Raw genomic sequence first — 23,877 nt, 5'->3', positions numbered from 1 at the left:
GCTTAGTCCTCAGGGTTCGAACGTGTCAGCCGCTGCTGGATTACGGCGAAGATCAGGATGATGGCGGCGAGCACCAGGGCCAGGGCGGCACCGCCCCCGAAATTCCCGAGCGCAAAGGCCTGCTTATAGACCTGGGTGGCCAGCGTTTCGGTTGCCCCGGCGGGGCCGCCGCCGGTGAGCGCCATGATGGGATCAAAGACGCGCAGTCCCTGGACGATTCCCAGCGTGGTGGCGATGGCGACGGCGGGGCGGATGGCGGGCAGGGTCACGTTGCGGAACCGCTGCCACAGGTTGGCGCCGTCAATGGCCGCTGCCTCCTCCACTTCCGCGGGGACGCCGGCCAGACCGGCCATAAAAATCACCATGGCAAAACCGGTGGAAGACCATACCAGCACCACCAGGACGGTCCAGACGGCCCACTGGGGGTCGGCCAGCCACGGCTTGGCCTGGTCCCCGGCGCCTATTGCCGTAAGGAAGGCATTGAGCGGACCGTCGAAGTCGAAGATGTATTTCCAGATGTAGGCCGTGGCCAGCGGGCTGAGCACCACGGGCATAAAGAAGAGGGTCCGTAGGATGTAGCGGGTCTTAAGGATGCGGTTCAGGCCCAGCGCAATGACCAAGCCGGCGATGTTGCCCAGGAGAACCGAGCCAAAGGCCAGGAAGAGGGTGTTGGAGAGGGCTCCGACTTTCGTGGGGTCCTTGAAGATGGCCTCAAAGTTTGCCCAGCCCGTGATTTCGAACGAGCCGATGCCCGTCCAGTTGGTGAAGGCGAAGAACCCGCCAATACCGGTTGCCACATAGTGAATGGCAAACACCAGGGCGATCCCGGGCAGGGCCCACCACCAGTGTCCAAACTCCAGGCCCTGGCCCCGGGGGCGGACGTTCTGCCCCGCCCCCGGGGTGCGCCTGCCTCGCCGGGGTGCTTCAGCTGCTTCGCTTTTCGGTTGCATCGTCGCAGTCATGGTATTCCTTGCTTGTCCCTTTGAGTGGTCGGAACGTTGATGGGAACGGCTTACTGGCCCCAGGCGGCATCCATGGCCTGCAGGACCTGGTCAGGGCTCTTCTGGCCGGTGATGATGCCCTGGACCCCTGTCGCCAGCGCGTCGTAAACGGCGGAATTAGGCCACTGGCTGTTGGGCAGGGGGCCGTACTTGCCGTCCTTGATCAGGTCGCCGATGTTCTTGTAGGCGCCGCCTTCGAAGTCGTAGGTGTCCAGGCCGGTGACCGGAAGGGCGCCGTCGATTTCTGCGAAAGCCTTGGTCTGCTCAGGTTCAGCCGCCCAAGCAAGGAAGGCTTTGGCCGCCTCCTTGTTTTTGGCGGCCGCATTGATGGAGAAGGCGTAGTTGGCGCTGGCGTAGACGAAGCCCTTGTCCGAGCTCTCGGCCGGGAGGGCGCGCACGCCGAATTCGGAGCCGGCAGCAGCGGACTGCAGCTGCTTCCAGCTCGTGGCCGGGATGAATCCTGCCAGAGACGTACCGCTGGCAAGGCCCTTGGTGATGGCGTCAAAACCGGCACCTGCGGCGCCCTTCTGGAAGCAGCCCGCGTCCTTCAGGGTGTTGACTGCTTCGAGAGCCGATTTCCAGCCCTCCGAGCCTGCGAACGTGACTTCATTGGCCGCGCGCTTTTCGTTCCACTGGGGGTCCTCCCCGTAAACTCGGGAGGCTGCCAGCGACATCGCCGTAAGGCCCGTGTTGGGAGGCGCTGCACCGGCAAGGGCGAAGAGGGATTTCCCGGACGATTCAAGGGTTTTGCACTGCTCTTCGAGAGCCGCAAAGTCCGCGGGGAACTCGCCGGCAGCCTTGGCCGCAGTCTCATTCGTGACCAGGGCAGACACGGTGATGGCCGTAGCCTGGCCGAAAACCTTGCCTTCCGGGCCGAAGGTGCTGGCGCTCCCTTCAGGCAGGAGCTCCTTGGCGGAATCGTCCAGCGGCTCAAGGAACCCGGCCTCCGCCAGCGGAAGAATACTGCGTCCCTGGCCGCTGCCGGGCGAAGTCACTACGACGTCCGAGGCATTTCCGGCCTGGAGCTGCGTGCGCAGGGTCTGGTCATAGGAGTCGTTGGGCTGCGGGTTGAACGTGATCTTTACGTCCGGGTTTGCCTCCATGTACTTCTCGCCCAGGACTTGGAAAGGGCTTTCGATGGTGTTGGAGGTGGCGAAGGAGAGGGAAAATTCCTGCGACCCTCCGGACGGGGAGCTGCTGCCGGTGGAGGCCGAGCAGCCCGTAAGGACGAGGGCTGCGATGGTGGGGACGGCGAGGGCGCCGACCTTGAGGCCCGAATAGCGACGGTGCTGTGTCATGTCCAGCCTTTCTGACTTCGTTGTCGAAAATATCCGGGAGCCGTGACCCCGGTCACTCATCAGTATGAAGGAGATTCGCAGAAAAAGCACATAAGTATTGACGATAAGAGACATAAGTTTGACGGGGGTGCCGTGCCCCCACGGCCGCTGCATCGGGAAGTGTGATGAGGACCACCAAATGTATTGATGCCGCTGATACACTGACCTGACGAACATTCATCGTTGAAAGATCGCCGTGCCGTGACGAATAATGTGCTGCTTTCCCGGCTCGACCTCAACCTGCTGATCTCGCTGGACGCCCTGATCACTGAGCGGAGCGTAACGAGGGCCGCCGAGCGTCTCCACCTGAGCCAGCCTGCGCTGAGCGCTTCGCTGGCGAGGCTCCGGTCCCACTTCGGAGATCCACTCCTTGCCCGGCGCGGTAACGCCTATGAGCTCACTCCCTTCGCGCTGCGCCTCGCGGAACACACCACCACAGCACTGGAAGCCGCTCGCCGTGTTTTCGAGAGCCAGGCCACCTGGGAGCCAAGCGAATCAGAGCGCGAGTTCTCCATCTACGGCTCGGATTACGGCTTTACCACCATCGGACGGGTGGTTTCGGAGCTTGCGGCCGAGCGCGCCCCCGGGGTCCGGTTCCGGTTCATGCTGCACAACCCGATGGTGGTGGAGGACGCCGCAAACCGCCTGCGTTCGGTGGACGGCATGGTGATCCCGCACGGCTTCCTGACCGGTCTCCCCTACCTGGACCTGTGGCGGGACGGCTGGGTCGCTGTCGTCTCCTCCTCCAATGACGCCGTCGGCGAGAACATCACCATGGAGAACATTGCCGAACTCCCCTGGGTGATGACCTACCAGACCCGCTCGGCGTCAACCTCGGCAGAACGCCAGATCATGCAGCTGGGCATTGAGCCCCGCGTTGACGTAGTGGTGGAGAGCTTCCAGTCCTTGCCGCACTTCGTGGTGGGCACCAACCGCATCGCGCTCATCCAGGCTGCACTGGTGCCGTTCGCACTCCGGGTGGGCGGGGTGCGGATCCTGCCGCTGCCTTTCGATGCTACGCCGCTGGTCAACGCCCTGTGGTGGCATCCCGTTCACAACCGCGATTCTGAGCATGAGTGGATGCGGGAGCTGTTCAAGGAGGCTGGCGACATCGTCGCAGCGGCCGCCGGGAGGGAAGCCCCGTAAAGGCCTGTGTGCCCTTAACGCCTCAGTGCCCGCCGGCTGTACGGACGGGCACTGCGGGTTCCGGGCAGGGTCAGGCGGATGCCAGGGCAGAACGCATGCTCTTGCGGATGAGGTCGTGCTGCTTGCGGACGAGCAGCAGCGGATCCACCTCGCCGAGCTCGGCGAAGGCATGGCCTTCCCACTCGCTGGACCAGTAGCCGCGGTACCCGCCCTCGACGAATACCCGGACGAGTTCCGGATAGTCGATGGCGGGCTCGTTGCCCCCCTCGTCGATGTCGTAGAACTTGGCGTGGACGTGCATGATCTGCGGCATGAGGTCCGCCCATTCCTTCGGGCTGACATGGCCGTGCATGTTGAAGGCCAGGTGAGCGAAGGAACCAAGGCGGGCGGGATCGAAGTCCCGTCCCCGGAGGTAGCCCATGAACTCCTCCTGCCGGGCCCGCATCGGGGCGTCGGTAGCCCAGATTGCCTGCAGCTTTTGAATGGCTTCGTCGTCGAGCCCGGCGCGGCGGACGGCCCGCAGGAGCGTCGGGGACATGCTGTGCATGGTGGAGGAGAAGTCTGCCACGAAGCCCAGCAACGGTGAATCGAGTTCCGCGTAGACGTCGCGGACCTTCATGATTTCCGGCGAGTTGGGACCCAGCGGTGCATGGATCTCGTAGGCCAGCTTGAGTTCGAGGTCCTCGGCGAGCGGCAGGAGCCGGCGCAGCAGTTCCGGCTTGGCGCTCTGGATGCGGACCAGCGGGAAGCCGAGTTTCTTGGCGCCGTGGAAGAGAGTCTTAGTGAACTCATACTCCTCGTCCGCAGTCATGTCCCGGTCGCGGCGCCGGCCCATGTCCAGGTTGGCGCCGAAGGAGCTGGCGGTGAAACCGTGTTTGTCGAAGGCCTCCTGCCAGGAACGGGTGAAGTCATCGGTCACGTGCGGATAACCGGGCAGGACCTGGGACGCCACGATTTCGATGCCGGGGCCTATGCCCAGCTCGGCCACGCGGCGCAGCAGGCCGTCGAAGTCGTACCAGCCGGCCCGGAACTCGGCGCTGGCAGAGTACAGGGTGAGCCCGAGCGAGAAGGGATCGTCCCCTGCCTTCGGCGGAGGCGGGGCGACCGCCGACGTCAAGGCAGGAGCCGTAGCGGCCCTGTCCGTAACGGTCAGCTCGAGTGTCTGGTTCACGAAGTTGGGGACATACATGCCGGGGCCGCCGTCCTGGCCCGGCGCGATCTGCATATACGGCAGGCGCAGCTCCCCGATGAGTTGAACCGTATGCCCCTCGCCCAGGGCCACAGGTGTTGTCCGCTTGGCGATCAGCAGGGGGTGCTCCTGCAGGTACCAGAGGGTTTCGCTCTGGGTTGGAAGGTCGGCGAGTGCGTAGCGGACGCCGCCGAGTTCCAGGGCCAGGTCATCGGCAGGAACGTCCTGCCCGTCAATGGTGAGCCGCAGGCTGGAGACCGAGGAGAGCCACAGGCTCCGGTACCACGGCAGCACCAAGGCCAGGGCCAGGCCCTCGGGATGGGTGCGGAGGCTTGAATCGTCAAGAAGTCCGTTTGGCATGGCTGTTCTCTTTGCTGGGAGGAGGATTGGGTTTTATTGAAGTTCGGCGGTGATGCGGCGGATCAGTGCGTGCTGGCGCCGTACCTGTTCGATGGCCCGCCAGGGCGTGCGTTCGCCTTCGTATTCGCTGGAGAGGTAGCCGGTGTAGCCGGCGTCCTTGAGCGCCTTGAGCACCGGGAGCCAGGGAATCTGCTGGTCCTCGAGTTGCTCGTTGATGTCGTGGAACTTCGCCTGGATGAACACCACGTACTGGGCGATTGCTGCGAAGTCGGCAGGATCGACGCCGATGCCGTCCAGGAAGGCGGGCCGGGTCTCGCGGCTCTCGCCTTCGCGTAGCGGGATGGGCCGGTCCTGGAAAATTCCAGTGTCGATGAGCAGGCCGAAGTTCTTGGTTCCGGTCCGTTCGATGAGGCCAATGTAGTCGTCCACGACGGGGTGCTTGATGGGTGTGGGCGAGTGGATCTCGGGGCAGATGATGATCCCCAGCTCGTGCGCCAGGTCAAGCGACCGTTCCACGGACTCGGTCCAGATCGGGTCCGGAACCAGGTCGCTGGATACAACGCCGATCTTGGGCCGCACGAAGCCGAATCCCAGCCGGTGGGCCAGCCGCAGGTCGCGCTGCAGCGCCTCTGCGCCCTCGGCAGCCGTCATGCTCCGGCCCGGGTGCAGCCGGGTATCGATCCAGGATCCGTAGTTCGTGGGCTCCAGGGAGTACTTCTCGAGCAGGCTGAACCAGTTGTCGATCCACGCCGGGGTAGGTGCGGGGTAGCCGGGGACGTGGCCTTCGCCGAGGATCTCGACGCCGGTGGCGCCCGCATCCGCCACGGACGCCAGGGCGGTTTCCAGGTCCATCACGGTGCCGTAGTCGCCCATGAAGCTGTAGAGGGAAACGCCGTAGCGGAAGGTACCGTCGCCCCCTTCCGGTGCCAGCGTTACTTTCCGGCTGACCCGGTGGGTGGTGGGCTGGTGCTCAACCGGGATGTAGGACATCCGCAGCCGCAACTCGATGCTGATGTCGTGGACGCCCTGCGGCAGGCCGCCGTTGAAGGGAACGGTGACCACTGCCGCCTCCTCAAGGGGCCAGCGGACGCCGTCGCTCTCCCAGAGCTGCGGCAGGGTGTAGGTCCGCCCGCCGAAAGTCCAGAGCGGAACGTCAGGGCCGACGTCGACGATGTTGCCAACGCGGACGGCGATTCCGTCGATGAGGGAAGCGGCCATGCCGCGGTACGAAGGCATCCGGACCCGGAACTGGAAGCCGGTTACACGCCCGCCCTCGCTAACGTTGCGGAAGCCGACGGACTGGATGAGGTCTCTTTCGAGAAGCATCATTGCTCACTCTCTCTAGGTGCAAAACCAGCGTAACAGCATTATGTCGGTTTCACACCTAAGTTAGTGATTATTCTGCCTAACCCTCGCCGGAGGCCCCGTTCAGCTCGGCCCGGGTGGGCGGGTTGGCGCCGGGCCGTGACACTGTGACTGCTGCAGCCTTTGCCGCGTGCGCCAGGAGTTCGGCCAAGCCTTCAGCGGGAAGTTCCCGCAGGTCCTTGCGGTTCTGGGCGCCGTCCAGGCCGCGGTCCACCAGGCCGGAGAGCAGCGCCGCCATAAAGGAATCGCCGGCGCCCACGGTGTCTGCCACGTCCACGCGCGGCGCCTCCACCTGTGCCTCGCCCGCCCTGGTCACTCCCCATGGTCCGTCGGCACCGCGGGTCACCACCACCATCGCCGGCCCCTCGGATCCGCCCAGGTCCAGCCAGCGGCGTGCCGCGTCCAGCACGTCCAGGTCCGGGTAGAGCCAGGCCAGGTCCTCATCGGATGCCTTTACCACGTCCGCCAGGGATACGAACTTCTCCGCATGGCGCCGGGCGTAAGCGACGTCCGTGATGATGCTGGGCCGGCAGTTGGGGTCGAAGCTGATCGTGGCGCGCGGATGGGCATATTCGACGGCGGCAAGGACATCCGTGGCGCCGGGCGCCAGCATGGTCGCGATCGATCCGGTATGCAGCAGGGTGGTGCCCTGCAGCATAAAGGCGAGCCGGTCGGCGATGCCGGGAAGCTCCCAGGTGAGGTCGAACGTGTAGGTGGCGGCGCCGTCGTCGTCGATCAGGGCGGTGGCCACGCTGGTGGGCAGCTCATCCGGACCCATTGGAAGCATCACCGAACTGGCGCGCAGGTGGGCCGCCACCGAATCACCGTAGGCGTCCCGGCCATACCGGCCGATGAACTGCACGGGGTGGTCCAGGCGGGCCAGGCCCACCGCCACGTTCAGCGGGCTGCCGCCCACGTGCGCTTCAATTCCTGAAGCGCGCTGGACAACATCAACAAGGCCTTCGCCAATAACAGTGAGCATGGTCATACTTTGCCAGAGAAGAGGCGCCGGCAGCAGGTCGTGTCAGCCCAGCAGCTCCTGGACCAGCTCCCGGCATTTCAGATAAGCGAGAGCACCGGGATCAATCAGGGCGAAGTGGTCCCCCGGCACCGTGACCAGGTGCGCGGGCATGGGCGTTGACGCACTCGCCTCGACGTACGCCTCCGACATGGCCGGCGGCACGTCTTCATCCCCGCTCGCGTGGACGGCGTAGACGGGAACGTCCAGGGGCAGCGCTGCCATTGGATCCGCGCACCGGTGACGGCCAGGGAAGTCCGACGACGGCCCGCCCAGCAGGTTTGCCACGGCACCGTTGCTGAGGTTCAGTTTCTCCGCTTCCGCCAGATTGAGCACGCCCGACTGGCTCACCACCCCGGTGAGGCGGACCCCGTCCGTACCCGCGCCGGCCTCGACGTACTCACGCTCGAGCCCCAACTGGCCCAGCCGCTCCCGGCCTGCCGCCCACACCGCGAGGTGTCCACCGGCGGAGTGGCCCAGCGCCACCACCCTGGACAGGTCAAGGGCATGGGACGAGGCGAGATCCTGCAGCTTGTCGATGCCTGCCAAAACATCCTGGAAGGTGTGGGGCCAGCCGCCGCCGTTCCCCGCCCGGCGGTACTCCAGGTTCCATGCTGCCAGCCCGTTCGCTGCAAGGTCCCCGGCCAGCGGTTCCCCCAGCTCTGCCCCGTATTTGGAACGCCAGTAGCCCCCGTGGATCACCACCGCCACCCCGCGGTGCAGGCCGCCGTCCGGCAGCTCCGGAAGGAAGAGCTCGCCCCACTGGCTGGGGTCATCACCGTACGAATACCTCTGCCGCTGCACCATGTGCCGAGCGTACCGCCGAAGCCCGGACAAGACCGTTGCCGCTTGGTGGACCCACTGGCATTCTGGCTGGATCCGCACCTCGAGGAAGCAATGGAGGCCCTGCAGAAAGCCAGGGAGATCAAGTACCGCCCGCCGGGCGGCTGAGGTTTGGGTTCCCAAAGTCCTCGATGGCCGGGCCTCTCCGGGCTAGGCTCAGGAGTTATATTGCCGCCAGAGGGGATCACATGACAAGCACGATGGAGCCGGGGCCGGTAGATGAAACAACGGGCCCGATGCCAAAAACACCACTGGCGCCTTCACGGCTTTCGGGCCTTGTGGCCAGCGCCCCCGGACGGCCGGCGCAGGCATCCTTTTCTCCGTTCGACGGCGAAGTGGTGGGGGAAGTGCCTGTCTGCACCCCCAGCGACGTCGAAGCGGCCGTTGCCGGCGCCCGCGTGGCACAGCGGGACTGGGCCGCGGCGCCCCTCAGCGAGCGCCGTGCCGTCGTCGGGCGGTTCCAAAAGCTGCTCCTCGAACGGGAGGCGGAAATCCTTGACCTCGTCCAGGCCGAGAGCGGAAAGTCCCGGCTCAATGCCTTCGAGGAACTGGCGGATGCAGCCCTCACCGTCGGTTATTACCGGCGCACAGCCGAAAGGTATCTGCGCCGGAAACGCCGGACCGGTGCCGTTCCGGGCGTGACGAAGACGATCGAATACCGGCTCCCCAAAGGCGTAGTGGGCATTATCAGCCCCTGGAACTATCCCTTCACCCTCGCCGTTTCGGACGCGATCCCTGCCCTGCTGGCGGGCAACGCGGTTGTCCTCAAACCTGATTCGCAGACGCCGTTCACAGCGCTGCTGGCCCTGGAGCTGCTGCGGGAGGCCGGGCTTCCGAAGGACCTGTTCCAGGTTGTCACCGGGCCGGGACCGTTGCTGGGCTCGGCGATGATCAGCGCCGTCGACTTCCTGATGTTCACCGGTTCCTCTGAAACGGGAAAGCTCGTGGCGAAGCAATGCGCCGGGCGGCTGATCGGTTTTTCCGCTGAGCTGGGCGGAAAGAATGCCATGCTGGTCCTCGCCGACGCGGACCTGGAAAAGACAGCCCGGGGCGCCGCCCAGGGCTGCTTCTCAAATTCCGGCCAGCTGTGCATCAGCATGGAGCGGATCTACGTGCACCAGGGCGTCTTCGAGGAATTCCTGGCCGCCTTCACCCAGCAGGTGGAGGAGATCCGCCTGGGCCCGGGTCATGGCTGGGACATCGATATGGGTTCCCTCACCGGCCAAAGACAGCTGGACCGGGTTTCCGCACATGTCCAGGACGCCGTCGCCAAGGGCGCGCGGCTTGTCACGGGTGGCCGCAGCAGGCCGGACCTTGGCCCGTTCTTCTATGAACCCACCATCCTTACCGGTGTGACGGAGGAAATGACCGTGGCGCGGGAAGAGACGTTTGGGCCCGTGGTCAGCATCTACCAGGTGAAGGATGACGACGAAGCCGTCACCTTGGCCAATGACTCCCGCTACGGGCTCAACGCCAGCGTCTGGTCCGCCCGGCACGGCGAAGCAGTGGGCCGGCGCCTCCTGGCCGGGACAGTCAACGTCAATGACGGATACTCGGCGGCGTGGGCCTCCCACGATGCTCCGATGGGCGGTATGAAGGACTCCGGTGCCGGGCGGCGACACGGTGCGGAAGGCATCCTCAAGTACACCGAGGCCCAAACAGTCGCCGTGCAGGGGCTGTTCCCGATCGGCCCTCCACCGGGAGTGTCCAACCGGAAGTACACCCGGCTGGTCAAAGGCGCACTCAACCTGATGAACCGGTTCCGGTAATGGCTGCCGGAACCAAACTGGCAGGCAGCACCGTGCTCATCACCGGCGGCGGCAGGGGGCTGGGACGCCGCATGGCGCTCAAGGCCGCGCAGCGGGGCGCCCGCGTGCTCATCTGGGACCTTTCGGCGGAGGGCGGCAAAGGCGTCCGCGAGGAAATCCGGGCAGCAGGCGGATCTGCAGACGCACACACCGTCAATGTGGCCGACAAGGACGCCGTGCAAGCCGCCGCCGCTGCGGCCGGCCCGGTTGATGTCCTGATCAACAACGCAGGTGTGGTCAGCGGCCATCGGCTCCTTGATGCTGCCGACGAGGACATCGAGCGGACCTTCGACGTCAACGTCCTGGCCCTTTACTGGGTGACGCGTGCGTTCCTGCCCGGCATGGTGGACCGGGGCCGCGGCACGGTGGTGACCATTGCCAGCGCGGCGGGACTGGTGGGGGTTGCCAGGCAGACCGACTACTCCGCCAGCAAGTTCGCTGCCTTCGGCTTCAACGAGTCATTGCGGAGCGAGCTGCGGGCGGGCAGGACCGGAGTCCACACGCTCGTGGTCTGCCCCTACTACATCGATACCGGCATGTTCGACGGCGTCAGGACCCGTTTCCCGCGGCTGCTCCCCATCCTGAAGGAGGGCGCTGTGGCAGCCAAGGTTTTGGACGGCATCGAGAGCGGGCGCCGGAAACTGGTTCTCCCGCCACTGGTGAACCTGGTTCCGGCAGCCAGGCTTCTCCCGGTCGGCGCGTTCGACCGCCTGATGGACGTCCTGGGCATCAACCGGACCATGGACCACTTCACCGGGCGCCCCGCCGGAGTTTCGGGGGCACCCGGCGTACAGCACGACGACGGCGTTTGAGCCTTCGGTCAGGCGCGGCGCAGGCGCGCCACGTCAGCCGCCTCCGGGTACGCGGCCTGCGTTCCCTTCCGGGTGGTGGCCACGGCAGCGGCTACCGACGCAAAGGCAGCAGCGTCGGCGAGCGCATCGCCGGCGGCGAGGCGGACGGCAACGGCACCGGTGAAGGCATCGCCTGCCCCGGTGGTATCCACGGCTTTCACCTTCGTGGGCGCGATCCGGACCACCTGCCGCGCCCCGGAGGCCAGTGAATCCAGCACCACCGAACCCTGCGAGCCGAGCGTCACCAGGACCTGCCGGATACCCCGCTCCGCAAACCGCACCCTGACCTTGTCCCATTCGGCAGCGGCCGCCTCCGGGCCGGGAACGGCGGCACCTTCACCCAGGAACAGGGCGGCCTCGTGCGCATTGACCAGCAGGACATCGGCGAGGGCAGTCAGCGGCTCCGGCACCTCGCCGTACGGCGAGAGGTTCAGCAGGACCGTGGCGCCGGCGTCGTGCCCTGCCCGTGCCGCTGCCAGCACCGTCTCCATGCTGACCTCCAGGCAGAGGCAGACGACGGCGGCGTCGTCCAGAACGTCCGAGGCCTCCGCCACGTCCGCCGGCGAAAGCGTGCCGTTGGCACCGGCGGAGATGATGATGTTGTTCTCGCCCCTGGCATCCACGGCGATAACCGCGACGCCCGTGGGCTCATACGCGGTCCTGACATGCCCGACGTCGACCCCCGCGCCGGCGGCGGAGGAGAGCAGCATGTCGCCATTGGGGTCCTCCCCCACCGCGCCGACAAGGCTGACGTTCCCGCCCAGCCGGCTTGCGGCGACCGCCTGGTTGGCGCTCTTGCCGCCCGGGTTCACGGCGAACCCGTTGCCATGCACGGTCTCACCGGGAAGCGGGAGGCGTTCGCAATAGATGGTCAGGTCGGCGTTCAGGGAACCGACGACGACGATCCGGCCGGCCTTTTCGTTGTTCATTCGGCCACCTCCGCCTCAACGGGCTTGGGGATCAGCAGCGAGGCAGCGAAGGCTGCCACAGTGAGGGCCAGGCCCACAACGATCACCGTGAGGTAGGAGGTCCTGGCGTCACCCAGCGCGGAAGTGGCCACCAGGACTGCGGGGAGCACCAGGAAGCTGAGGCCGGCACCGAGGTTGAAGGCGCCGGCGTTCATGCCGGGCAGGAAGCCGGGGTTCCCCGCAGGCGAGAGGACAACGCCGAGTCCGTTGAGCATGATGTTGACCGTACCGGCGTACATGATGCCCAGCAAGACCGTACCGGCGATCATCAGGGGCAGGCTGCCCAGACCAAAGAACGCCATGATGGCCAGCGCCGCGATGCTGCCGAGGAGGCCGATGCGCAGCACCTTGGTGTAGCCCAGCACCGGGGCGAGCTTGCCGCTGAGCGGCCCCACAATCCACCCCAGCAGGGCGTACGGCGTGAGGATGATCAGCGACATTTCGGTGGGCCCGACGCCGAAGCCGTCGGCCGCCTGGACGTAGGCGGGGACGATTCCGTTGATGACGGCGAAGATGCCGGTCATGGTCAGGGTGGTGGTCAGCAGCGGCGCCCAGGTGGAGCGCTGGCGCAGGTGCACGGTTTCCACCATCGGCTGCTTGGCCCGCTTCTCCACGGTCCAGAAGACATAGAAGGCGACGGCGGACACCAGTACCAGCGCCAGGCTCAGCATCAGGGTGCCGGACGAGAAGGCGCCCACCAATTTGGCCCCTTCGTTCAGGGCAGTCAGCAGCGCACCCACGGCAACGACGATGAAGAACACGCCCAGCCAGTCCATCCGGGTACCGGCGGCCGGCTTGCTTTCCCCGGCCAGGAAGGCGATCAGTGCGGTGGCCACGAGTGCCAGCACCACCATGAGCCAGAAGATGCTGCGGAACCCAAAGTGCTCGGCGAAGTAGCCGCCCACGAAGGAGTCCACGCCGGCCACGCCGCCGTTGACGGCCGTAATAAGGCCCATCAGCGTCCCGTACTTTCGGGGATTGCTGACGGCGGAGCGCAGCATGATCAGGCAGAGCGGAACCGTGGGCCCGCTGACACCCTGGATGATGCGGCCCACGAAGAGCCAGGTGACGTCCGGGGCGAGGGCTGCAATGACCGAGCCGACGGCCATGAGCAACATCATGCCCACCAGGATCTTCTTGCGTCCCACAATGTCGCTCAGGCGGGGCAGGAACAGGGAGAACAGGGCGGCAGCAGTAAAGAACCATGTCTGGGACAGGCCGATAACTGCCTGGTCCGTGTTGAGCTCCTCGCCCATGGTCACCAAGGCAGGGCTGAGCATGGAAGCGTTGAGCTGGAAGGCCACGCAGGCCGCCAGCAGGGCGACCATCAGGGCGGTGACGTTGCCGCGGTTGGCTTTGGTTTCGCTGAGGGTGGCAGTCATTTACTTGACGCCTCCCGCGGTGAGGCGGGCGCGTTCCTGGCGTTCGGCGCCGACCGCGCGGGCAGGAGTACTGCTCTCACCGGTGAGCGGCTCGCCGATGGCGACCAGCGCGTCGGTGACAAGGCTCCAGAACCTTTCGTGGTCGAGGTCCACGGCGACGCTGGTGTGGCAGTCCGCCGGTGCGGGGGCCCGGAAGTCGGCCACTGTCATGCCGAGCGTCAGCGTGCCCTGCAGTTCGATGTTCACCGGTGCCTTGCGCGTGCTGACGATGGTGGGGTCGATGACATAGGCAACGGCGCAGGGATCGTGGACGGGCGGAGCGTCGAAGCCCTGGGCGTCCTTGTAGGTATGGGCGAAGAAGTCCATCAATTCCGTGACGAACTTCGCCGGCCTGGTGCCGATCGCCGCGATCTTGTCCACCACGTCCGGGGTGGCGAGCGCCTGGTGCGTCAGGTCCAGGCCCACCATGACCACGGGCCACTTTTCGTTGAAAACGATGTGGGCGGCTTCGGGGTCGATGATGATGTTGAATTCGGCCACGGCGCTCCAGTTGCCTACGTGGTAGCCGCCGCCCATCAGGACGACTTCCTTCACGCGTTCCACGATGCGCGGTTCCTTGCGGGCGGCCATGGCGATGTTGGTCAGGCCGGCGGTAGGCACCAGGGTGACGGTGCCCGGTTCGTGGGCCATCACGGTGTCGATGATGAGGTCCACCGCGTGCCGCGGGTCCAGCTCAATGGCCGACGCCGGCAGTTCGGGGCCGTCCATGCCGCTGTCGCCGTGGATGTCCGGGGCGGTTTCGATGCTGCGGACGAGGGGGCGGCCGCAGCCGGCGGCGAAGGGTACGCCGGTGATGCCTGCGATGGTGCCGACGGCCAGTGCGTTGCGGGTGACCTTCTCGAGGGTCTGGTTTCCCACCACCGTGGTGACGGCCAGCAGTTCGATGTCCGGGTTGCCGTGCGCGAGCAGCAACGCCACAGCGTCGTCGTGCCCGGGGTCGCAGTCGAGAATGATCTTCTTGCGGTCGGGGGATTGCCCTTTAAGGGACTGGGCGGTGGGTTCCACGATGATCTCCACGTCATTGGGGCCCGCGTCAGGTGTTTGAAAGCTGGCGCGGGGAGCGAAAGCGTTCAGGAGAGATCATGGCACCGTTAGCAGCATCACGTCAAACGCTTGACGTAACCGCAGGTCAAGCGTTTGACGCCAGTAGCCCTAGGGCTGCCGGTTCTCCTTTCGGGCCGTTTCCCGGAAGGCGCTCTAAGGCTGCGCGGCCCCGGCCAGCCCTACCTCCGGGTCGCCCTCAACGTCGTGGAGCTCGCGCTTGTGGCGCGCTTCCTGAAGATGGTGCTCCAACTTCTCCTCGGCGTCCCGCCGGCGCTGCCCGACGGTCCTCATCTGCTGAGTGCTGGGTGCCGCGTGCGCGTGCTGGTGGGGACCAAGATCGCGCGCGCCCTCTCCGCTTGTTTCGCTCATAAGGGCATCGTCCCACCTGGCGTTCCCGCAAGGAAGGGTTATGCCCGCGAGCATTGAGCCTTCACCCGGCGCATTTCTTCAAGTGCACTAAAGGTGCAGTATGATGCACTAATGGATAAGAGCACATCAGCCCTGGCGACAGCGATCGGCAGCAGGGTCCGGCAGGAACGCCAGTCGCGGGGCTGGACCCTGGACCAGCTGGCAGAAGCCACGGGAGTGAGCCGCCGCATGGTGGTCAACGTCGAACAGGGTGCTGCGAATCCCAGCGTGGGGACCCTGCTTCGGATCAGCGACGCGCTGGGCATCGGACTGCCGGCCCTGGTGGACTCGCCGCAGCCCAAGCCCGTGACGGTTACCCGGAGCGGTGCCGGCGCAGCCCTCTGGAGTTCTGCCTCCGGTGGGCGCGGCGTGCTGGTAGCGGGGACCGAGTCCCCGGATGTGGTTGAGCTGTGGGACTGGACCCTGGCTCCCGGCGACCGGCACGAGAGCGAAGCCCACGCAACCGGCACCAAGGAACTACTCCAGGTCCGCGAGGGATCCATCGATGTTGTGGTTGCCGGCGAAACCTTCGTCCTCGAGGCCGGTGATGCGGTCTCCTTCCCTGGCGACGTTGAGCACTCATACGCCAACGCGGGCAAAGAACCGGCCACCTTCTCGCTGGCGGTCTTCGAGCCGGGCGTTGGCTCGGGGCACCGCCCGGAGGCTAACGCCGCGGACCCAACAACCACCGAAGGAAACTAAGATGCCCAAGCGAAATCTTCCAGTACCGCCGTGGGGGCTTGCCGTCACCGCGATCCTCTCGGTCCAGCTGGGCTCCGCCCTCTCCGTGGGCCTGATCGAGGACGTGGGCCCGGCCGGTACCGCCTGGCTTCGCCTGAGCATGGGAGCCATCATCCTGCTGGTGATCGGCCGCCCGCCGCTGCGCGCCATCCGGCGCCCGGACGTGCTGCCGTTGCTCGGCCTCGGGGTCACCACTGGCGTGATGACCATCGGGTTCCTCGCCGCGGTGGAGCACATACCGCTCGGAACCGCCGTCGCCATTGAGTTTCTGGGTCCGCTGACAGTGGCTGCCATCCGCAGCCACAACCGGAAGGCCCTCGCCTGGCCTGCCCTGGCGCTGGTGGGCGTGGTCCTGCTGACCCAGCCCTGGCAGGGCGACTTCAACCCGACCGGCGTGGCGTTCGCCGCGCTGGCAGCCGTCGCGTGGGGCTTCTACATCCTCCTCACCCAGCGGATCGGCGACCGCTTCACCGGCATCGGCGCGCTCACGCTCACTGTGCCCATCGCGGCGGTGACGGCCGCCGTCGTCGGAATCCCGCAGGCCGCAGGCCACCTCAGCCTTGACATCCTGGCTGCTGCCGCCGGGCTTGCCCTTCTGTTGCCCGTGCTGCCGTTCGCGCTGGAAATGCTGGCCCTGCGAAGGATGACACCCACCGCGTTTGGAACGCTGATGGCCCTCGAACCTGCCGTCGGTGTCCTCCTCGGACTGCTCATCCTCCACCAGCAGCCCTCTGCCGTCCAGGTGGTGGGGATCCTGCTGGTGGTCCTGGCCGGTGCGGCGGCGCAGCGTGGTGGCAGCCGCCGTTCCTCCAGGAAGCAGCCAGCCAGCCCCGCCGATCTCGACTTTGTAGGATAAAACGTCGGGCTGGCGCCGACGGCCTGCCTGCCCTTGCCCCTTCAGGGGCTGAATGGGGAACAACGCCGCCGGCTGGCTGGGGTCACCGAGGAACTCGGCCTCGACGGGTAACGCGTCCGGCGGCTGACCTGAAGCTGGCCCATCGCCTACTACGATCAAAGTATGGAATTCGCGGAACAGTCGCACCAGCCCGCGCGTTCGCGGCGGATCACGGCAGCGATGGTCGCTGCCCGTGCCGGAGTCTCCACGGCCACGGTCTCGCTGGTGGCCAACGGCAAAACTGCGGGCCGCGTTTCCGAAGACAACGTTTCCAAGGTCCGGGAGGCCATCGCCGAACTCGGCTACGTGGTGGACGGCATCGGCAGTTCGCTCGCCAAGGGCGTGAGCTCCATCGTGATCCTGGTGGCTCCGGATATCTCCAACCCGTTCTTCGCCAAGGTGATTGCCGGCGTACGGGAGTCCCTGGGTTCGCAGTACCAGCTGCTGTTGTCGGTCACCGAGGCGGGCGAGTTCCCCCAGGCCGACGACGTCCGGCGACTGATGTCCCTGCGTCCGGCCGGGCTCCTGGTGGACGCGCCCAACGCCGGCTTCCTCGAAGACCTCGCGTCGCCGTCGCCGCTTGTCCTGCTGGACGCTCCCGGGCTGGAGGCGTACGCGCCGTCAGTGAACCTGGACGTGGCCAGCGGAGCGCGGGAACTCGCGGCGCACCTCGCGGACGCCGGGCACCGGGAGGCGGCGTACGTGGACAGCGTTACCGGCACGGAAACCTTCGCGCTGCGGCGGAAAGCCTTCCTGGAGGAGGCGGCCGCCCGCGGCATCACCGTAGGGACGGACCGCATTATCAGCACCACCATCGACGTCGGCACGGCGGCTGCCGCGTTCGCCTCCGCCTGGCCGAAGTGGCAGCGCCAGGGGGTGACCGCCGTCGTCTGCGGTACCGATACCCACGCCTATGGCGTGCTGCAGGAGGCACGGGTGGCCGGGGTGCGGATACCCGAAGAGCTCGCGGTGGCCGGCTTTGATGACCTCCCCTATTCGGCCACGAGCAATCCCGGGCTCACCAGCGTCCATCTGCCCGCCACTCCCCTGGGCCTGAAGGCCGGGGAGCAGCTGCGCCGCCTGATGGAGGGGAAGGCGCTGGAGCAGACCGGGGTCACGCTGGAGAGTTCGCTCGTGGTGCGTGGATCCACTGTCGCAGCGGAAGGCTGAGGGTTCCAGCCGTCGTCGTCGTTAAGGCATGGCCGGCCGGTCGCCCTCCCGCAGCCAGTCACTGAAGAACGCGTCGAGCTGCTGTCCCGAGGCTTCCTCCATGACCTCTTCGAAGTCTTGGCTGGTGGCCGATGAACCGCTGTAGCGGTCCAGCCATACCCTTGCGCCGGCAAAAAACGCCGTGTCTCCCACCTTGGCCCGCAACGCATGGAGGGCAGCCGCGCCGCGCCGGTACACCTGCTCCGCGAACAGGTTGTCCCGCCCCGGGTCGGCGATGTTCAGCGCCCAGCGGTTGTTGGCGTCCAGCTGGGCCACGGCGTCCGTGAATTGCTGTGCCACCGTGGTTTTTGCCTGGTGCTCGGCCCACAGCCACTCGATGTAGGTTGCCCAGCCCTCGTTGAGCCAGATGTCCTGCCAGTCCGCCGGGCTGACGGAATTTCCGAACCATTGGTGCCCCAGTTCGTGCGCCACGGTGTTTTCCTTTGCGACCTTCGAGTAGACGGGCCGCGTCTGCGTCTCCAGGGCGTAGTCAACGCTGTCGTCATCGACGATCGCGCCGAACGCCTCGAAAGGGTACCGCCCAAACAGGTTCTCCAGGAACAGGATCATCCGGGGCTGCAGGGCGAGGGAGGCTTTCGTCTCCGCCAGCTCCTGGCCAGCCACGTCTGCGTCGATGGCGTTGATGATCGGCAGCCGCCCTGGCCCCTCGTCATAGGACAGGACGAAGTTGCCCACGCTTGCTGTGGACAGGTAGCTGGCCATCGGATCTGATGCCTCCCAGGCCCACGTTGTCCACCCTGCCTCCGTCACGGGCCGGCCATCCGGCAGGCCGTTGGCGACAGCAGTCTTGCCCTCCGGCACCGTAATGCGGAACGTGTAGGTCGCCTTGTCCTCGGGATCGTCATTGACGGGATACCAGGTGGCAGCGCCTTCAGGCTCGTTGGCCACGAACGCGCCGTCGGCCATGGTGACCCACCCGTAAAGCGCTCCCGTGGTGTCCACGGGCCGCCCGGTGGGCCCGCCGTACTCGACGGCGATGGTTGCCTCCTGGCCCGCCTTCAGCTTCTGCTCCGGAGTGATGGTCAGTTCCCACACCCGGTTGCCGTTATCCTGCACTTGGGACCAGGTGGCGGCGCCGGCGTCGTGGGATTTCCCGTGCTTGGCGCCGTTGACCTGGACGGCCGTCACGGCGAGCCCGCGCAGGTCGAAGTTGAGCGACTCGAGGTTCTGGGTGGCACGCAGGGTGATGGTTGCCACGGCGCTGAGGTTCCCCACGAGCACGGTGGGATTCGACGGCGGCGTGTAGCGGAGGTCGAGGTCGTAGTGCAGGACGTCGTACCCGCCGTTGCCGGCGTTGGGGAAGTACGGGTCCCCGCTTCCTGGTGCGCCCGGTGCGGGACGTTCCGCCTGGTTCCGGGGCGCAGCCTGCACCGTTGTGCTGATCCCGGCCGCGCTGGCTGCCACCAGCACCACGGCAAGCGCAACGCGGCGGTAATTCCTCATCAATGTGGTCATGGTGGTGGTCCTGGACGGGCAGAAGCCGGGCACTGCCCTGCTGGCATCTGCCATGGACAAGAAGATGGGTGCCTTCGCGGCGACCAGACCAGTACCGGCGGCAATATAGGTGCCGCTCCCCCGCAGTTGGAAAGAAACTTAGGCCCCGTGTGGATCAAAGTCAACGGTTCGCGGCGAATCGCCTGGCGCCCTCGACGCAGCACGGCCATTTCAGTCATGCCCCGGCCGTAAGCTGGGATTATGCCGAGTAACTGGGACAGCCTGGACCCTAGCCTGCGCGAATCTGTTCAACAGAACGTGGAGATCTATGAGCGCGTCCGGCCTGCCCTGAAGCTGGTGACGCGCGATGTCCTGTTGCTGATGCGGGACATGCTCAAGGACAGCGAGGTCACCCCGCTGTTTGTCACCGGACGCACCAAAACGGTGGAATCGTTCAAGGAAAAGATTTCGCGGATCGAGGAGCCGCTGGAGCCCGGGGGCCCTCCGGTGCTGAAGTTCCCGGACCCGTTCCGGACGCTGAATGACATGGTGGGCATCCGGGTGATCACCAAGCTGCCGGCCGAGAATGCCGCGGTGGCCAACATCATCAAGCGGCAGCGGCAACTGTTCGACTGCCGCGGGGACCGGGAGAAGGACATCGGCTCCATCGAGTCCGGCACCTACGGCTATTCCAGCCGGCACCTGATCCTGCGCAGCATCCAGAACGAGGCCGTCAAGGAGTACCAGCAGGTCTTCAACCCGGACGCTCAGCCGAACGGCAGTTATTTCTTTGAGTGCCAGATCCGTACGATTTTTGCCCATGCATGGAGCGAGATCGAGCACGATATCCGATTCAAGGCCGAGGACCCGCGCGCCTGGACCCCGCACTTCGACCGGCAGTTCACCGCCACTGCCGCGATGCTGGAAACCGTGGAGACGGCCTTCGCCGACCTGCACGAACGCTACGAGGAGGTCCGCAGTTTCTGGGACATGGACGGCGAAGGCGCCGCGCCGCTGACACCCAACAGGGTGCGCGACGTGTGGCGCACCCTGCTCCCGCACGTCGACCGCAAGGTGGACGACGACTGGGGCTGGGCCGCCGAGCTCCTTGCCGCGCACGGACTCAACCAGACCATGCAGCTCGCCGGGCTGCTGAGCGCCAACCGCATCACCGAAGTCCGCAAGGCCCTGGACCACCGCTACTCGCCCGGTCCGGACCGGCTGCTGGATGACCTGCTGCTGTGGCAGTACGGCACAAAACACATCGACCTCACCGCCGAAGCAGCCGACGCCGTCCCGCACCCGCGGCGCGACAGCCTCCTGCGGCGGCTCAAACAGATCGAGCGGTACCGGCTGACGAAGGCGTAGGGCTTCGGCGCTGGAAGATCACTCCAGAGGTGCCTTGAAGCGCCGGTGCGGTCAGCGCTTGTCGCGGTCGCTGAATTCCTCGTCCAGCTCGTAGTGGCGGAATTCGGTTTCAGGGTTCGGCTCGCCGTCGACCACCACTTCGTGGTCGAGCTGGCGTTGGACCTGACTGTCCAGTACCTGCAGTTCCTGGTCCGGGACCTTCGCCAGGTCCTCGGGGAATGCGTCTGCCGGAGTGAGATGCAGCTTTTCGTTCATGGGCCCGCCGCTTTCATGCTGAGTGTGGTCGGTTCAGTGTAGCGGTGCAGGCGCGAAGCACTGTCCCCCTTTCCGGGAGGGTTTTCCAACCCCTCCCAGCCTCACTCCTCGCCCGCTAGTACGCGAACTGCCACATGTAGCGGCGTCCTTCCAGTGAGAATCCCCGCACCGCCGCATAGTGCGCTGCAAGCCGGAATGCAATGGTGTAGAAGACCAGCGGGGCAACGAACGCCCGCAGGTCCTGGGGGATGCCGGGAAGCTCAAGTTCACGGCTGTCCACCCTGAACGTCTCGCCGCCGTACTCCGCCAGGAACCGGTCGGCGCGTTCCGCCATGGGACGGGTCTCGTCTTCGCCCAGGTAGAGGATGCTTTTGGTGTTCTTGTCGAAGACCTCGAACGGGCCCTGGAAGAACTCGTTGGCGTTGAGGGTTGCCGCGTGCATCCACTGCATCTCCTGCAGGAAGCAGCTCGTGAAGGTAGTGCCCATGCCCTGCAGTGATCCCGACGCGATCAGGTACGTTACGGGAACGTCCTTCATGTTCTCCGCGATTTTGGCCGCATAGGGCTCGAACGCGCTAACTGCGGTTCCAGTAGCGGCTGGCAGTGCAGCCAGGGCCGAGAGCTCCGCAGACACGCTCCGGCCTTCGCGTTCCAGGACGGCGAGGGCGAGCAGCTGCAGGAGGATCTGGTTGCCGTCTCCGTTGTTGCCAACAAAGGCCGTGGTGATGGCTTGCGCCAAGGCGCCTTCCGCATTCAGGGTCACTGCCACCACAGCGGCTCCGCGCTCCTGTGCCCAGGACGCTGCCTTTACGGTCTCGGGCGTCATGCCGGCAGCAGAGAAGGAGATAACCAGAGCGCCCGGCCCCACTCCGGGTGATGCACGGTAGTAGAACTCGTCGGAATTCACGGACGTCACCGGTGTTGTGGCCCGCCGGTCCAGGAAGTACTGCGCAGCGTGCAGGCCGGATAGGGAGCCTCCGGCCCCGACAAGGTAGACCCTGTTGAGCTCCGGGAGGCCCGCGACGTAGGACCTGATGTCCGGCCAGAGCGTAAGGGCGTGCTCCTGCGATTCGCGGATATTGCCAGGAATTTCTTTGACAGGCTGTATTCCAAGGAAAGTGCCGTCGGTCATGGGTGCTCCTCTAATTTCTGTTACGGGGGGCTTATTTACTGGCGGATGGTTGCGGCGTTGCTGCCTGTTCGGCTTTGGGCAGGTACTGCTCGGGCATCGGGGAGCCGGGGAACCACTTCTGGTACAGCGTCTTCCAGGTCCCGTCTTCCATGGCGTCGGCCAGGGCCTTGTTCAGGGCTTCCTTCAACGCGGTCTTGTCCTTGGCGATGGCGAAGCCGGCCGGGGCGTCGAAGGACGGGATGTCCGCGACACTGAGCAGGCCGTGCTGTTCGGTGTAGTCCTGGGCAGTTTCGTAATCCAGGAAGTGCGCGTCCGCCGAGCCGCTGTTCACGGCCGCGATCGCGGAGTTGTTATCCGGGAACCGGACCAGGTTCGCGGTGGTGAAGTTCTTCACGGCGTAGGCTTCCTGCAGGGTTCCCTGCACCACACCCAGGCGCTTGCCGGACAGCCCGTCAGCGTCCTGGATGCCGGAATCCTTCGTGGTCAGCACCGTCAAATACCCGGCGAGGTAGCCGTTGGAGAAATCGACCGTTTCTTTGCGCTTTTCGGTGATCCCGATGGCAGCAGCCCCCACGTCGAACTGGCCGTTCGCCACAGCGGGAAGGATCGCGGAGAAATCCTGGCCGGTGAAGACGACATTGTCCATTCCGGCCCGTTTCGCTACATCCTTGAAAAGCTCCACATCAAAACCGGTGAAGTTGCCCTGCGCATCGGCAAAGGCATAGGGCTTCAGATCACCGACGCTGGCAACCCGGACAGTGCCGGACTGGATCAACCCGTACGAGTTTTCCTCTGCAGGGGATGAGGAGGGACTGCCGCCGCATGCAGTGGCAAGGGTGGCGAGCAAAGCAGCTGAGGCCATGGCTACGCCGAGGCGGAGCCTTTTTGAACGATACGTGGACATTGCTTTCCGATCTGTGGAAGAGACAGCGATCCCGACGGCGCAGAGTGGCCGGGGCTTGTTCTCACCATGTGTGAGAGCGTTATCAGGTACTGCAAAGCTACAACGCACACTTCTGCGCGTCAAGAGTTGGTGGAGCGTAGTGCTCGAACACGAGGAAAGCCGGGTGTTGCCGCGCTTTCCCGCAGTTGGCCCGCTCGGGCAATTACCTGGGCGCAAGAAATACGGGTCGACATTCTGCGAACGTTCTCTTACGCTCGAATATGTATCTACTTGGGAGGCATGATGGTTTCGATCCTGACAGCGAGGGACAACGTTGTTGATTGCTACGTTGAGGAGGGGCAGATTTTTGCGGGCGGCAACGCCGTGAACGTGGCGGTCTTCGCGCAGCGCGCGGGAGCAAGAGCGGCCTACGCAGGCACTGTTGGAACAGATGCTGCCGGAACTCTCATCCGAAGCGCCCTGAACCGTGAAGGCGTGTCCACCGACTTCCTCCAGGTCCGGCCCGGGAGTACGGCTTACTGCGTGATTGGCCGGAACCAGGGGGACAGGGTGTTCCGGGAAACCGGGCTCGGGGTCTCCCAAGCGGAATTCAATGGCGGATTTGTTTCACCGGCGTCCCGTTTTGATGCTGTCCATCTCAGCGTCTCCAGCGCGCTCGAGGATTTGGCGCCCAACCTGGCCTCAGTCTCACGCCTGTCCTTCGACTTTTCGACCAACCGGGATACCACCTTACTTAAGGCGGTAGCGCCGCACTGTTATCTGGCATCGTTCTCGGGAGGCGATCTTCCCAAGAACGAGGGACTCGATCTGGCGCGGGACGCCGTCGCGCTTGGTGCGGCGTGGGCGCTGGTAACGCGTGGAGCACACGGTGCTGTCCTGGTGGGCCGGGAACACACCTATGAAGCTCCAGCGGCAAGCACCACTGTGTTCGACACCCTGGGGGCCGGGGACACCTGCATCGCCAACGTTTTGACGGCGCTCCTGCAAGCCAAAAGCCCGGATGAAGCTTTGGCCCAGGCATCGGAAGCGTCCGCCCGCACCTGCAGCAGGCTCGGAGCCTTCGGACAAGGAGAACTCCTGACCGCCATGCCGCTGCCGGCGCATGGAAGGTAAGCTACTGACGCCCGGCTCCGGGTTG

22 protein-coding genes are annotated in these 23,877 nt (G+C 65.6%); 8 read left to right on the top strand and 14 right to left on the bottom strand.

Translation table 11 applies throughout. The annotated features are described in order from the left end of the window. Nucleotides 1–2 precede the first annotated feature (2 nt). Nucleotides 3–962 (bottom strand): carbohydrate ABC transporter permease, encoded by a 960-nt coding sequence (locus tag M1D32_RS00710; protein ID WP_458780461.1) that lies wholly within the window; start codon nucleotides 960–962, stop codon nucleotides 3–5. Between the two features lie 50 nt (nucleotides 963–1,012). Continuing rightward, on the bottom strand, nucleotides 1,013–2,299 hold the full coding sequence (locus tag M1D32_RS00705) for an ABC transporter substrate-binding protein (protein WP_458780460.1): 1,287 nt from the start codon (nucleotides 2,297–2,299) through the stop codon (nucleotides 1,013–1,015). A 240-nt stretch (nucleotides 2,300–2,539) separates the two neighbouring features. On the opposite strand from M1D32_RS00705, the gene M1D32_RS00700 reads away from it, so the two are divergent. Then, entirely contained in the window at nucleotides 2,540–3,484 is a 945-nt protein-coding gene (locus M1D32_RS00700) for a LysR family transcriptional regulator (RefSeq protein ID WP_458780459.1), read from the top strand. 70 nt (nucleotides 3,485–3,554) lie between these two features. Here M1D32_RS00700 and M1D32_RS00695 read toward each other — a convergent pair whose 3' ends face one another. The 4 genes from M1D32_RS00695 to M1D32_RS00680 all read right to left on the bottom strand — a co-directional run bounded on the left by M1D32_RS00695 (nucleotide 3,555) and on the right by M1D32_RS00680 (nucleotide 8,223). Further along, a complete protein-coding gene (locus M1D32_RS00695; RefSeq protein WP_458780458.1) occupies nucleotides 3,555–5,033 on the bottom strand; it encodes a C-glycoside deglycosidase beta subunit domain-containing protein in 1,479 nt (492 codons plus the stop codon). A gap of 33 nt (nucleotides 5,034–5,066) precedes the next feature. Beyond that, entirely contained in the window at nucleotides 5,067–6,359 is a 1,293-nt protein-coding gene (locus M1D32_RS00690; RefSeq protein ID WP_458782251.1) for a C-glycoside deglycosidase beta subunit domain-containing protein, read from the bottom strand. Nucleotides 6,360–6,438: 79 nt separating this feature from the next. Continuing rightward, nucleotides 6,439–7,380, bottom strand: a complete 942-nt coding sequence (locus M1D32_RS00685; protein ID WP_458780457.1) for a carbohydrate kinase family protein — start codon at nucleotides 7,378–7,380, stop codon at nucleotides 6,439–6,441. Nucleotides 7,381–7,422: 42 nt separating this feature from the next. Beyond that, a complete protein-coding gene (locus tag M1D32_RS00680) occupies nucleotides 7,423–8,223 on the bottom strand; it encodes an alpha/beta hydrolase family protein (RefSeq protein WP_458780456.1) in 801 nt (266 codons plus the stop codon). Between the two features lie 272 nt (nucleotides 8,224–8,495). Here M1D32_RS00680 and M1D32_RS00675 point away from each other — a divergent pair, with 272 nt between their 5' ends. Further along, on the top strand, nucleotides 8,496–10,028 hold the full coding sequence (locus tag M1D32_RS00675; protein WP_458780455.1) for a succinic semialdehyde dehydrogenase: 1,533 nt from the start codon (nucleotides 8,496–8,498) through the stop codon (nucleotides 10,026–10,028). Next, on the top strand, nucleotides 10,028–10,879 hold the full coding sequence (locus M1D32_RS00670) for an SDR family oxidoreductase (RefSeq protein ID WP_458780454.1): 852 nt from the start codon (nucleotides 10,028–10,030) through the stop codon (nucleotides 10,877–10,879). The genes M1D32_RS00675 and M1D32_RS00670 overlap by 1 nt, the downstream gene beginning before the upstream one ends. An 8-nt stretch (nucleotides 10,880–10,887) precedes the next feature. On the opposite strand, the gene M1D32_RS00665 is transcribed toward M1D32_RS00670, so the two are convergent. The 4 genes from M1D32_RS00665 to M1D32_RS00650 all read right to left on the bottom strand — a co-directional run bounded on the left by M1D32_RS00665 (nucleotide 10,888) and on the right by M1D32_RS00650 (nucleotide 14,741). Further along, nucleotides 10,888–11,847 (bottom strand): ribokinase, encoded by a 960-nt coding sequence (locus tag M1D32_RS00665; protein ID WP_458780453.1) that lies wholly within the window; start codon nucleotides 11,845–11,847, stop codon nucleotides 10,888–10,890. Next, nucleotides 11,844–13,268, bottom strand: coding sequence for a uridine transporter UriT (gene uriT, locus M1D32_RS00660; protein WP_458780452.1), 1,425 nt, complete (start codon nucleotides 13,266–13,268; stop codon nucleotides 11,844–11,846). Before uriT ends, M1D32_RS00665 begins: the two co-directional genes overlap by 4 nt. Next, on the bottom strand, nucleotides 13,269–14,333 hold the full coding sequence (uriH, locus tag M1D32_RS00655; RefSeq protein ID WP_458780451.1) for a uridine-preferring nucleoside hydrolase UriH: 1,065 nt from the start codon (nucleotides 14,331–14,333) through the stop codon (nucleotides 13,269–13,271). It abuts the gene before it with no gap. A 192-nt stretch (nucleotides 14,334–14,525) separates the two neighbouring features. Beyond that, the gene (locus M1D32_RS00650) at nucleotides 14,526–14,741 is read right to left on the bottom strand and encodes a hypothetical protein (RefSeq protein WP_458780450.1); all 216 of its coding nucleotides are present in this window, start codon (nucleotides 14,739–14,741) and stop codon (nucleotides 14,526–14,528) included. A gap of 111 nt (nucleotides 14,742–14,852) precedes the next feature. Between M1D32_RS00650 and M1D32_RS00645 the strand changes: the two genes are divergently transcribed. From M1D32_RS00645 to M1D32_RS00635, 3 genes are all read left to right on the top strand, one after another. Next, nucleotides 14,853–15,482, top strand: coding sequence for a helix-turn-helix domain-containing protein (locus M1D32_RS00645; protein ID WP_458780449.1), 630 nt, complete (start codon nucleotides 14,853–14,855; stop codon nucleotides 15,480–15,482). 1 nt (nucleotide 15,483) lies between these two features. Next, on the top strand, nucleotides 15,484–16,377 hold the full coding sequence (locus tag M1D32_RS00640; RefSeq protein WP_458780448.1) for an EamA family transporter: 894 nt from the start codon (nucleotides 15,484–15,486) through the stop codon (nucleotides 16,375–16,377). 219 nt (nucleotides 16,378–16,596) lie between these two features. After that, nucleotides 16,597–17,586: a LacI family DNA-binding transcriptional regulator gene (locus M1D32_RS00635; RefSeq protein ID WP_458782250.1), complete on the top strand. Its 990-nt coding sequence runs from the start codon at nucleotides 16,597–16,599 to the stop codon at nucleotides 17,584–17,586. A 21-nt stretch (nucleotides 17,587–17,607) separates the two neighbouring features. On the opposite strand, the gene M1D32_RS00630 is transcribed toward M1D32_RS00635, so the two are convergent. Then, complete coding sequence (locus M1D32_RS00630) at nucleotides 17,608–19,101, bottom strand: M1 family metallopeptidase (RefSeq protein WP_458780447.1); 1,494 nt, start codon at nucleotides 19,099–19,101, stop codon at nucleotides 17,608–17,610. A 240-nt stretch (nucleotides 19,102–19,341) separates the two neighbouring features. Between M1D32_RS00630 and M1D32_RS00625 the strand changes: the two genes are divergently transcribed. Beyond that, nucleotides 19,342–20,448, top strand: coding sequence for a GTP pyrophosphokinase (locus tag M1D32_RS00625; protein WP_458780446.1), 1,107 nt, complete (start codon nucleotides 19,342–19,344; stop codon nucleotides 20,446–20,448). Between the two features lie 51 nt (nucleotides 20,449–20,499). Here the strand turns inward: M1D32_RS00625 and M1D32_RS00620 are convergent, their stop codons facing one another. The 3 genes from M1D32_RS00620 to M1D32_RS00610 all read right to left on the bottom strand — a co-directional run bounded on the left by M1D32_RS00620 (nucleotide 20,500) and on the right by M1D32_RS00610 (nucleotide 22,739). Continuing rightward, nucleotides 20,500–20,703 carry a hypothetical protein gene (locus tag M1D32_RS00620; protein ID WP_458780445.1) on the bottom strand — a complete coding sequence of 68 codons (204 nt, stop codon included), beginning with the start codon at nucleotides 20,701–20,703 and terminating at the stop codon, nucleotides 20,500–20,502. Nucleotides 20,704–20,818: 115 nt separating this feature from the next. After that, a complete protein-coding gene (locus tag M1D32_RS00615; RefSeq protein ID WP_458780444.1) occupies nucleotides 20,819–21,835 on the bottom strand; it encodes an SIS domain-containing protein in 1,017 nt (338 codons plus the stop codon). A 31-nt stretch (nucleotides 21,836–21,866) separates the two neighbouring features. Beyond that, nucleotides 21,867–22,739 carry an ABC transporter substrate-binding protein gene (locus tag M1D32_RS00610; protein WP_458780443.1) on the bottom strand — a complete coding sequence of 291 codons (873 nt, stop codon included), beginning with the start codon at nucleotides 22,737–22,739 and terminating at the stop codon, nucleotides 21,867–21,869. A 279-nt stretch (nucleotides 22,740–23,018) separates the two neighbouring features. On the opposite strand from M1D32_RS00610, the gene M1D32_RS00605 reads away from it, so the two are divergent. Next, a complete protein-coding gene (locus tag M1D32_RS00605; protein ID WP_458780442.1) occupies nucleotides 23,019–23,852 on the top strand; it encodes a PfkB family carbohydrate kinase in 834 nt (277 codons plus the stop codon). The last annotated feature ends 25 nt before the right edge of the window (nucleotides 23,853–23,877 follow it).

The organism is Arthrobacter sp. D3-16, from assembly GCF_054408515.1.
This window is presented reverse-complemented; position numbering and strand designations above follow the sequence as displayed.